Annotated in this window: 16 protein-coding genes, 1 tRNA gene and 1 pseudogene; 11 read left to right on the top strand and 7 right to left on the bottom strand. The window is 31.4% G+C overall.

The genetic code is table 11. From position 1 onward, the window contains the following. From BD31_RS07520 to BD31_RS07495, 6 genes and pseudogenes are all read left to right on the top strand, one after another. Positions 1-329, top strand: a pseudogene (locus BD31_RS07520) (CBS domain-containing protein); the annotation flags it as partial. Positions 330-399: 70 nt separating this feature from the next. Next, positions 400-609 carry a hypothetical protein gene (locus BD31_RS07515; protein ID WP_048097572.1) on the top strand — a complete coding sequence of 70 codons (210 nt, stop codon included), beginning with the start codon at positions 400-402 and terminating at the stop codon, positions 607-609. Positions 610-669: 60 nt separating this feature from the next. Continuing rightward, the gene (locus BD31_RS07510; RefSeq protein ID WP_193353392.1) at positions 670-1,311 is read left to right on the top strand and encodes a hypothetical protein; all 642 of its coding nucleotides are present in this window, start codon (positions 670-672) and stop codon (positions 1,309-1,311) included. A gap of 119 nt (positions 1,312-1,430) precedes the next feature. Next, positions 1,431-1,718: a winged helix-turn-helix domain-containing protein gene (locus tag BD31_RS07505; RefSeq protein ID WP_008300714.1), complete on the top strand. Its 288-nt coding sequence runs from the start codon at positions 1,431-1,433 to the stop codon at positions 1,716-1,718. 160 nt (positions 1,719-1,878) lie between these two features. Next, the gene (locus BD31_RS07500) at positions 1,879-2,478 is read left to right on the top strand and encodes an L-threonylcarbamoyladenylate synthase (RefSeq protein ID WP_008300728.1); all 600 of its coding nucleotides are present in this window, start codon (positions 1,879-1,881) and stop codon (positions 2,476-2,478) included. After that, positions 2,475-2,996 (top strand): THUMP domain-containing protein, encoded by a 522-nt coding sequence (locus BD31_RS07495; protein WP_008300730.1) that lies wholly within the window; start codon positions 2,475-2,477, stop codon positions 2,994-2,996. Before BD31_RS07500 ends, BD31_RS07495 begins: the two co-directional genes overlap by 4 nt. On the opposite strand, the gene cgi121 is transcribed toward BD31_RS07495, so the two are convergent. From cgi121 to BD31_RS07480, 3 genes are read right to left on the bottom strand one after another with little or no spacing between them, the layout of a single operon-like run. Beyond that, the gene (gene cgi121, locus BD31_RS07490; RefSeq protein ID WP_008300735.1) at positions 2,988-3,761 is read right to left on the bottom strand and encodes a KEOPS complex subunit Cgi121; all 774 of its coding nucleotides are present in this window, start codon (positions 3,759-3,761) and stop codon (positions 2,988-2,990) included. The two genes, BD31_RS07495 and cgi121, sit on opposite strands and share 9 nt — an antisense overlap. A 33-nt stretch (positions 3,762-3,794) precedes the next feature. Further along, positions 3,795-4,139, bottom strand: a complete 345-nt coding sequence (locus BD31_RS07485) for a hypothetical protein (RefSeq protein WP_008300732.1) — start codon at positions 4,137-4,139, stop codon at positions 3,795-3,797. A 32-nt stretch (positions 4,140-4,171) separates the two neighbouring features. Continuing rightward, positions 4,172-4,927, bottom strand: a complete 756-nt coding sequence (locus BD31_RS07480; RefSeq protein WP_008300720.1) for a TatD family hydrolase — start codon at positions 4,925-4,927, stop codon at positions 4,172-4,174. A 96-nt stretch (positions 4,928-5,023) separates the two neighbouring features. Here BD31_RS07480 and BD31_RS07475 point away from each other — a divergent pair, with 96 nt between their 5' ends. Further along, positions 5,024-5,245, top strand: coding sequence for a histone family protein (locus tag BD31_RS07475; protein WP_008300737.1), 222 nt, complete (start codon positions 5,024-5,026; stop codon positions 5,243-5,245). A 110-nt stretch (positions 5,246-5,355) separates the two neighbouring features. On the opposite strand, the gene BD31_RS07470 is transcribed toward BD31_RS07475, so the two are convergent. Next, a complete protein-coding gene (locus tag BD31_RS07470; RefSeq protein ID WP_008300738.1) occupies positions 5,356-5,766 on the bottom strand; it encodes a cupredoxin domain-containing protein in 411 nt (136 codons plus the stop codon). A gap of 75 nt (positions 5,767-5,841) precedes the next feature. Here BD31_RS07470 and BD31_RS07465 point away from each other — a divergent pair, with 75 nt between their 5' ends. Both BD31_RS07465 and BD31_RS10360 read left to right on the top strand, forming a co-directional pair. Further along, positions 5,842-7,593, top strand: coding sequence for an AIPR family protein (locus tag BD31_RS07465; protein WP_008300726.1), 1,752 nt, complete (start codon positions 5,842-5,844; stop codon positions 7,591-7,593). Between the two features lie 163 nt (positions 7,594-7,756). Then, on the top strand, positions 7,757-7,924 hold the full coding sequence (locus BD31_RS10360; protein ID WP_008300733.1) for a hypothetical protein: 168 nt from the start codon (positions 7,757-7,759) through the stop codon (positions 7,922-7,924). Here the strand turns inward: BD31_RS10360 and BD31_RS07460 are convergent. Further along, entirely contained in the window at positions 7,921-8,511 is a 591-nt protein-coding gene (locus BD31_RS07460) for a hypothetical protein (protein ID WP_008300724.1), read from the bottom strand. The two genes, BD31_RS10360 and BD31_RS07460, sit on opposite strands and share 4 nt — an antisense overlap. Before the next feature lie 104 nt (positions 8,512-8,615). Here BD31_RS07460 and BD31_RS07455 point away from each other — a divergent pair, with 104 nt between their 5' ends. After that, positions 8,616-8,876, top strand: coding sequence for a winged helix-turn-helix domain-containing protein (locus BD31_RS07455; RefSeq protein ID WP_048097571.1), 261 nt, complete (start codon positions 8,616-8,618; stop codon positions 8,874-8,876). A 3-nt stretch (positions 8,877-8,879) separates the two neighbouring features. Here the strand turns inward: BD31_RS07455 and BD31_RS07450 are convergent, their stop codons facing one another. Further along, positions 8,880-9,059 carry a hypothetical protein gene (locus BD31_RS07450; protein WP_008300710.1) on the bottom strand — a complete coding sequence of 60 codons (180 nt, stop codon included), beginning with the start codon at positions 9,057-9,059 and terminating at the stop codon, positions 8,880-8,882. Positions 9,060-9,153: 94 nt separating this feature from the next. Here BD31_RS07450 and BD31_RS07445 point away from each other — a divergent pair, with 94 nt between their 5' ends. Further along, positions 9,154-9,333, top strand: coding sequence for a hypothetical protein (locus BD31_RS07445; RefSeq protein WP_008300739.1), 180 nt, complete (start codon positions 9,154-9,156; stop codon positions 9,331-9,333). A gap of 214 nt (positions 9,334-9,547) precedes the next feature. On the opposite strand, the gene BD31_RS07440 is transcribed toward BD31_RS07445, so the two are convergent. Further along, positions 9,548-9,621, bottom strand: a tRNA-Thr gene (locus BD31_RS07440). Positions 9,622-9,682: the final 61 nt, after the last annotated feature.

Raw genomic sequence — 9,682 nt, 5'->3', positions numbered from 1 at the left:
TTGGATTACCAGAAGATCAAAAAAATATAAATCTCATTAGCAAAAAATTTGCAGACACATTAAAAAAAGTGCAAAAAGTATATTCAGAAATTCATGAAGCCAGAGTATCAATAAAACAACAAAGATCTGGAAATAAAAATGAAGGAACGTACGAAGTATCCATAATGATTACAACATCACATCATGCACCTCTAATTTTTCAATCAGTAGGATTTGACATAAGTGAAGTTTTAGAAGAGCTAAGCCAGAAGCTATTAAGAGTATTATCGAAACATACTAGAAATCGTTCTAAAACAAGTATCAGAAAAATGGGTTCACCGATGTTCTAAATTATGAATTAATTCAGCCAACAGTTGTTTGAATGTAAAGTAATAATAATTAACATAGACCAAAATCTATATGAAGATTAAATGCCCAAAATGTAAAAAGGATGCAGAATTAGCTATGGATTTTTCATCTGTAAAATGTGGTTCCTGTGATTTAGATATGAGTTATGGAGAATATGTGAAATTTATAGCACATAATGAATCTAAATATTCAGACATACTTGGGGATTATACTGGTAGTACAGAAGGACATACTGCAGGATCATTGGATGAATGGGATTAACAACATGGTAAAATGATTCAGCAGATTAAAATAATTAGTTTAAGAAGTTTCTAAGCATCATTGGAATTTTTATTAGAGAACATATTAAATCTGATAGGATTTTTGGTAGGACTGGCCATAGGGATTATGGCATTAATAGGATTTAGAAATACTGGAAGCCCAACATTGTTTCGATTAACAATTGCATTCTTTTCAATTAGTTTAGGTTTTTTTGTGATATGGGCAGGATACATGACAGAAGACTTTGTGATAAAATCAGGTACAATAGAAAGATGGATTCAAACTTTAGGAATTGCAATTCAAACAATAGGGTATTTTTTTATTGCTTTCTCACATAGTATCAAATCATTTTTTCCAAAATCCAGTTATTTCAGATCAGTTGGAATTTTGCCACTGTTCCTAGTGTCTTCCGTTCAATTGGAACATATCTTCAGATCAGTTTCATTCATTTTATTGGCATATGGGGCAATAGAAACAATGTTATCATATTTGGATAACAAAAACAAAGGAGCAATTTCAGTTTCAATAGGATTAAGTCTTTTAGCATTAGGGGAATTTTTAGGATGGTATTCATTTGTATTTCCTGAATCAATCCTATATCCAATATCAATGGTTATCAAGATAGGGGGATTGATAGCATTATTAATTCCAGTAAGCAAAGTGCCATTGACTAGGATAAAATTTGATGCGGACCTAGAGTAATATTAGTACAGGCTCAAAATTCATAAAAATCAAAGATTTGTCAAATTCTTTTATCTTTTTAGTATATTGGAAAATATCAATCCCCTATCATAGAAATTCTAAAAATAATCAATAGTAAGATGGCAGAATATAGAACTCATATGAAAATCATAGGAGATATCTTAGCTACAACCAGAGATGATCTTCAAGACGAAGATGGTGCAACAGTTACTTATCTAATTAGAAAAGCAAACATTTCTCATTCCAGGATTTCAAGAATTTTGAAAACTTTAGTTTCACAGGGACTTTTAGAGCAATTAGATTATCAGGGTTCAAATAAATACAAAATTAGCCAAACTGGGAGGGAATTTTTACAGGCATATTATACATTTACAAACTTTGCAGATAATTTTGGATTAAGTATCTAATCTTCTGCAGGAATATCTTCAAATTCATCTTCAAAATCATCTTCAAAATCGTTATCTTCATAGTCAGATGAATCGGACATACTTTTCAAATTAAAGCATGAACTGTAAAAACGTATTCAAAAGTAAATGGTAATTAAACAAAAAAAGAACATAACAGACATTGAAAGTAAATTGTGATAAAGAAGGGATCGAAAAAGTATCTGAAATCATCAATAAAGGTGGAATTGCAGTATTTCCAACAGATACAGTTTATGGGATTGGATGTAATCCATACAACATAAATGCAGTGAAAAAAATTTACAAGGTAAAATCTAGAGACATATCAAAATCATTACCGGTTTTAGCATATTCAAAAGAAATAGCAGAAAGAATTGCTCATTTTGATAAACTAACTAGAAAAATTGTAGATAAATTTTGGCCAGGACCGCTAACAGTGATTCTAAAAGTTACAGATGATAAATTAAAAGAATCATTAAACTTGAACAACAACAAGATTGCAATCAGAGTTCCAAACCATAAATGTACTTTGGAGTTATTAAAAAAATGTAATTTTATTGTCGGTACAAGTGCAAACATTTCAGGAAATGTATCACTAACAAATTCTGATGAATGTTTCAGAAATATCCACGATTTTGATATTTTTTTAGATGGTGGAACAATTACAAGTAAGGGAGAATCGACCATAATAGAGATAGTGAATGATGAGATCAGAGTTATTCGTGATGGTGCTTTGAGTAAAAAGGAGATTTTAGATTTATGAATTTAATCATAACTTGTGCCAGGCACCTAGAGCCTGAAACTGAAGATGAATTGATCAATATTTTAGAGGAATTTGGGGACTCTGAATCCAAAGTTTCTATCACAAATATGTCTGGAATTTTGACTGCCGAAACAAAACTTGATCCCGTAGAAGTTGTAAGCAAAATTAGAGACATGGTTCTTGATGAACCATGGAGTATCAGATATTGTTTAAGAATAATACCAATACAAAAATTCATAGAATCAAAGATTGAAGAAATAGAGAAAACAGTAGAAGATCTGTCTGGTCAAATTTTAGAGGATGAAACATACAGGATATCCATAGGGAAAAGAAATTCGGAATTATCTAGTAAAGAGATTATTTCAAAAGTGGCAAATAAGATAAAAAATAAGGTTTCTCTTGAATTTCCAGACAAAGTTATCTTAATTGAAATTTTAGGAAATAAAACGGGAATTTCGATATTAAAAAAATCAGACATTCTAAGTACTGAGAAAACTAAACGAAGTATTTCAGAGTAAAATAGATGCCTTTTCTACCAATATGTCTTCCAAAGGATTCTTTGAATAGACAGAATCAAGTTGATTTTTTGTAATCTTAAAGTATTTTTTCAAAAACTGTTCATTATTTTTTGAGAATATACTTACAGAAAGTGGTAATAATTCATTATATAATGAATTCAATGTTTTTTTATCTCCAATTGCAAGTAGAATGAAATTATTGTTTGGTTTGATTCCAGCATTTTTTATCGCATCAGATATTTGTTTAGATAATGCATACCGCATCAAGATATCAGTTTCAAGTTTGTTTGAAAGCATTGCATTATTTTTTTTATACTCAAAAGATAATGATATAATTTTGATCAGATGTGATTTGTTAAGAATAAAATTACTAGATATTGCTTGAAGTATAATGTTTGGGTATTTTTTCCTTAAATCATCAAGGAATTGGACATTGATTGATTTTTGACCTTTGATCTCAAGTATCTGAATTTGTTTTTTACCAATCTCAAAGGTTAATTTTTTAGATGAGCCACCATGAATAATGGGGATAATACTTACAAGATCATTATTTTTTATAATTGTGGATTTTCCTTCCATGGCAGATGAATCAACACCATTAATTGCAATTAGAAGATTTTCGGTATCAAGTTTAGCTGAATCAGCAGATTTTATCTTCAATAACAAATCAAGTAATTCATTAATAGAGATATCAGATTTCTCAATTTGTAATTCTGATGTTGGGAATGATTTTTTTGCGCCACCAACAAGTTTTACAGTGATCATATTCAATTGATTTAGAAAATAGTATTTAATTTATTATTCAGTTTTTTCTTCTGTAGTTTCAGTTGTTTCTTCTACAGTTGTATCTACTCCAATTTCTATTATTTCTCCAGATGCCTCAGGCTCTGTGATTTCCACATCTATTTCTTCGGCCTGAATTTCCTCAGTTCGTGAAGATTCAATTCTTGCTTGTTTTGCTTTTTCTTCTCTCATTTCTTTTTTGAGAAAATTTGTTATGTAACCAGCAATTTCATTTTTAAGACCTTTGGAACGAACAATTGCGATTTGATTTAGGACTTTTTTATTATCAGCGAAATCTTCACCAAATTTAGATTTATGACCGGCTAAGACCTCGTATGAGAGACGCTTTATTCTATCCAATAGGCGTCTAAAGTAAGGGGGGTATTTTATACCTATATTCCAAGAAATGAGTTTGAATTTGTTTCCAATAATGAAGCCATTTCATCAAATGATTTTCCTAGAATTTTTGAAGCACAGAAAATAACACTTGGGATAAAGCTGATCTGCCCTGATTTCATTTCAAAACACCTAGAAAATCTTACAGGTCCATCAGTTTCAACTAAAATTTTTGATTCATCGGTATTGGCAAGTAGTGTTTGTTTATCATTTGCATAAACCAATACTGGTCCATAGGAAACAAAAAATCCCATATCCATAGCTTTTTTGAGTTGTTTTTTGCTTCCATCAAACCAATGAAGTAAAGCATGTTTGGTGTTATATGAGGTCATAATTTCAAAAATATCATTAAGACTTTTTCTGGAATGAATAGAAACAGGTTTGTTAAATTTATCTGCCGCAGACAATAATGTTTCAAATACATTAATCTGTCTTTTAGTGTCTTCATCATTATGTACATAAGTTGGATCTAATCCAATTTCACCTATTCCGGAAATACTAGTGTGATTATTTTCAATCAAAGTTATCATTTGTTCAAGATTATCATTTGCACATTCAGGATGAATTCCTACGAAAGGTAAAATTAGATTACTATTTTTTGAGAGTTCTAAGGTTTCTAAAGAATTTTCATTATCCATAGATACACAACATGCTTTAATTTTGATATATTCCATTTCCTTTAAGATAAATTTCATATCAGAAGAATATGCAGGATCAGACAGATGTATATGAGAGTCATAGTACCAAGTCATTTCTTTATCAATTCTTAAAAGAGTCTGTATAAATCGATTCCTTAGTGATATTTTTTCACTCGTTATCTTTTTTCGGAAAAAAATGAAATAGGATTTATGAGATCATCTGAATTGGGATTATCTGCAATGTATCGAATTTTGAAGAAGGCCGGAGCTGAGAGAGTAAGTGATGAGTCAGCAGATGAATTACGAAGGATAATCGAAGAGATTGCAAATGGAGTAGCAAAAAGTGCAGTAGATATGGCTTCTCATGCAGGTAGAAAGACTGTAAAAGGTGAAGATGTAAAATTGGCTTCAAAGCCGTTTAACAAATTCTAATCTAAAGAGTTTAATTGTTGATTTTGTGTTTTTTAAAACGGTACTCTGGCAGAACGGTTATGCGTGAGCCTGCAAAGCTTATACAAGGGGGTTCGACTCCCTCGGGTACCTTATTCTACTATTACTTGTCCCTTCATCCAAGGATGAAGAGTACAAAAATAATCATAGGTACCTGATTCAGTAAAAGTAAAGGCAAAGGATTCCGAAGGATCTAGATAACCGCTATCAAAGAGGTCAGATGGTGCATCATAAAAACCGGAAGTTACACTATGAAACGCCGAATCCTCATTTACCCAAGTAACTTGTTTACCAGTTTCAGTTGTAATTATAGAGGGAACATAACATCTATCCATTTCTTCGCATCCTGGACGAGAGACTTTTGAGGGCATTACAACATCACCTTTTACAATCAATTGTAATTCATCATTATTTTTTTCAGTTGGATTATCAGATATAGAATATGATATAATTACTAGAATTATGACTACAGAAATTCCCAAAATAGTTATTTTTTTTAGCAAATCATATCACATCCAAAGCATAGTTATTACATAATTACCCAATTCTCTAAATATATAACATCTTAGAAAAATCAATTGTCTCAAAATCAAAATGGATTACTAGAATACATACCAGGCTCTCATACGCTTTTGGTACAAAAAAATTCGAGTCCGCCTCTAGAGGGTTTTGCAGAAAATGTCAGAGGAAGTATTCACGAATACGCAGAGAATTCTAAAAGTGAAGTAGAAAAAGGTAATAATTTTCTTCAATGGATTCTCACTAGAGTATTTGAGGCTACAGAGGATGATGCGGCAGATGCAATTGTTGATGGGGCAAATGATCTTGGAATCGATGCCTATCTTCCAGTAGATTTTTCAGATAATACGATTAGATTATTTCAATCAAAATATGGTACATCACACTCACTAGAGGCAATTGCAAAATTCAAAGAAGATACTAAGCGATTACTTGCAAAAGATGTAGCAAAAATGAGACCAGAATTAGCCCAACTAGTAACAAAAATTAAAGAAAAAAATCTGAAGATAAAATGCTGTTATGTTACAGACCAAAAAGTCGAATATGAGGATGAATTAGTCGAGATTATTGATGAGGGGGTTATAATTCAAAAACTGTGGGATCGCATAAAAAAACCAGCAGCTGGGAAAAAATCATCCATCAAGTTAGAGAAAATGCTTAAACATGAAAATACAATATTAGGGATTTTAAAGCTAAGAGAACTAACTGAATTTGTAAGTAAAAATAGAGATTATGTCTTTGAATCAAACATTAGACAATGGATGCAGTTTAAGACGACAGTCAACAAAGGATTGCGTGAAACACTACAAAGTAATCCAGGAAAATTCTTTTTTTATAATAACGGAATAACGATTGTAGTAAGTGATTTTACAGAATTGGGTGAAAATATCATAGATCTTTATGCTCCTCAAATTGTCAATGGTGCGCAAACATCAAATTCAATTCTTGATCATTCAAAGAGAACAAAAAGCATGGATGGTTCCATGACAGTGACAATAATCAAAGCAGATGACGAACAGGAACAAAACAACATTACAAAGTATAGAAATTCTCAAAATTCAGTAAGAGGAAAAGATCTAGTCTCGTTAATGGATTTTCACAAATCAATTAAATCACAATTGAAAAATTGTGGTTACTTTTATGAAATTCAAGCTGGTTCTTTTGATACTAAATCAAAATCTAAACAATGTGAATATGAGGGAGATTCAATATACAATAATTATCTTCCAGATAATCATAAGAAAGTTATTGTTGCCAAGGATGCAATACAATCATTAGTTGCAGGTATCGAACAAAGGCCAACAGAAGCATATAGTTCACCAGCTCAGTTTCTCCCAAGAGGAAGTAAGTATGATGATATTTTCAATGATAATCTAAAAGATGATTATAGAATTTTACTATATCCATATCTTGTTAAAGAATTTGCAAAAAAATCCTTAAAGTATGGAAAACAGGGAGGTCACAAAACAAAAAGATATGCAACATTATTTTTTGTTGCAGTCTATTTTAGAATACTCCATAAAAAAATCCTTGAATCAAAAGGAGATTTTAAAGGAGACATAAGAAAATTAGAGCCTATTTTTCGTAGTTTCAAACTTAATTCAAGAATTTTAAAAATTACGGATGTGATTGTGACCAAGTTTCTTGAAGATACTGTAGTAGATGATGAAATTGAACTGGCAAATACCAAGCATAATTTCTTCTCTCAACATGTCTGGAATGATTCAATGATTCGTGTAATTGATAAAAAAATTAGGCAGGAAGAGGATGAGATTGCAGCGCTGAAAAAACTAGCAAGTAGTTTATTTTAATTTAGAAGGTAGAAGTCCAACCAAGTAAAAATCTTGCAGGAGGTTTACATTGGTCAGACTACCTACCTAAATTCACTATAAACCAGTAATATTTAACATAATTTTTCCAAGCACGATATATTCCAGAATGTTTTTTATATTGATTAAAAAGAGCTAAAGCACTTTGGGACTAAAAGAAAAATGTGTTATTTGCAATGAAAAAATCCAATTGCGTTTCAAAGCAATGGAGGAATGGGGGATAGAAGGAACACTTTGTGGAAAATGTTATTCCAAAAAATTAAACGAGTTTTATCCTGGAGAACATATTAGAGTTAACAAACATTTGGATTAGTCTTCTTTAGATTTTGAATACTTGTTAACATTAAGGCAATTCCAAACAAGAGGATCATTTTTTACATCTTTTTCCCCTAAAAATTTAATGTCAGTAATAGTTTTCTTTTTTTTCAACAAATTTATTTGAAAACTAGAAAATTTCTTGCATTTACATTTGTTAAAAAGACATACATCGCCATCTCCTTCATCATGATCTTCAGCTTCATGTCCACAATCACATAGAGCATCTTTTTTTACATCATCAAGATTTTTTTTTGCATATACACCTAAACGAAGGTATGCTTCGCCTCCATGACCTTTCTTAAATCGTTCATAATTTTCAGATTTTGGTAATTCTTTGAAAAAAGATAGATTAGTTTCAGGTTTTTGAGAATCAGCACCAAGAATAAACCAGTACTTATCAGACATTTCTAAAAATCTGATTTTGATTGATGGATCTACCCACCAGTGAATAACATCATGCCAAAGAGATGCAGATTCTTTTCTGTCGGTAAATAGGGGAACTACGTTCATTCTTAGATCATAGTACCTGTAGGCAACACCCACAAAGTCATCAAACCACGGAATAGATGACTGGGATGACATTGGATGAAAATCAACTTGGAGCTTATTTATCTGATCTGAATTAATGGTAATACCCTTATATCTGAGTTTGAGAATAGCAACGTATGACTTCCTATAGAACAAGTATGCAAATTGTTGCAGATCTTCTTACTGCCACTCAGCAGTCTGGACAAGAGGGCATTAAAACAACATCCCTTCTAACAAAGGCAAACTTATCACATTCAAGATTATCTAAATTTTTAGAGAATTTAACAGGTGCAGGTCTAATCAATAAAATCGAATTTGATGGAAAGAACACTTTTGTAATAACTCCAAAAGGCAGACAATATTTGGATTCATATGTGAATTTTTCAAGTATTGCAGAATCATTTGGATTAGAGCTTTAAAATCTATTTTCTAGATCTTCTTTTAGCATTAGCCTTTTGACGTTCTTTTCGTTCTTTGTAAGAACTGTAAACAAAAATTACAATGATTCCACCTATAGCAGCATAAAATAATGGAATGAGAGGTTGATCTCTGATTTGTCCAGTAGAAGGTTCAACAAATGCTATAGGAATAGTCACTACCATAAAGATCAAGACCACTAGGAGATATTTATCCACAAACTGATTAATTTACAAAACCATATATCTTTTTGATATTACATGATGGCAACAGAAGATCATGGTAAAAATACTTGAAATTATAGGATTAGTCCTTGTTGCAATAATGTCGCTAGGTTTTGTTGGTTTGTTTGAACCATATGGGATAAGAAATGGCACATCTGAATTATTTTGGGGATGTGCTGGAGGTACACTTTTGATAATCATATATAGAAAAATGAAAAGTAAGCGAGAAGATTAGAATACTTTTAGAACATGTTATGAAATGATTAGTTATTGATCAACCGACAGATCTATAAAGGACAATTTTACGTAAATAACAAGGGGAGTATATGACAGATCAAACAAAACAATGGTGGGAAGGTTTAGGAAAAGAGTTAGAAACGGACATTGAAACCTTTGACGAATCAATCTCTTAATAATTTTCTAGATATTTTAAAAAATTAACAAAACAAAGCCTCGGGCGGGATCTGAACCCGCGGCCTAACGCTTACGAGGCGTTCGCTCTACCAGGCTGAGCTACCAAGGCATGTTTGGATAAATCCATCAGAGTTAATAAAAAGCCTTACCGAGTGGGATTGATTGAAAAA

This window comes from Candidatus Nitrosopumilus salarius BD31 (genome assembly GCF_000242875.2).
Taxonomy (GTDB): Archaea; Thermoproteota; Nitrososphaeria; order Nitrososphaerales; family Nitrosopumilaceae; genus Nitrosopumilus; species Nitrosopumilus salarius.
The sequence above is the reverse complement of the archived record's forward strand: the minus strand, read 5'-3'. Positions and strand labels throughout refer to the sequence as shown.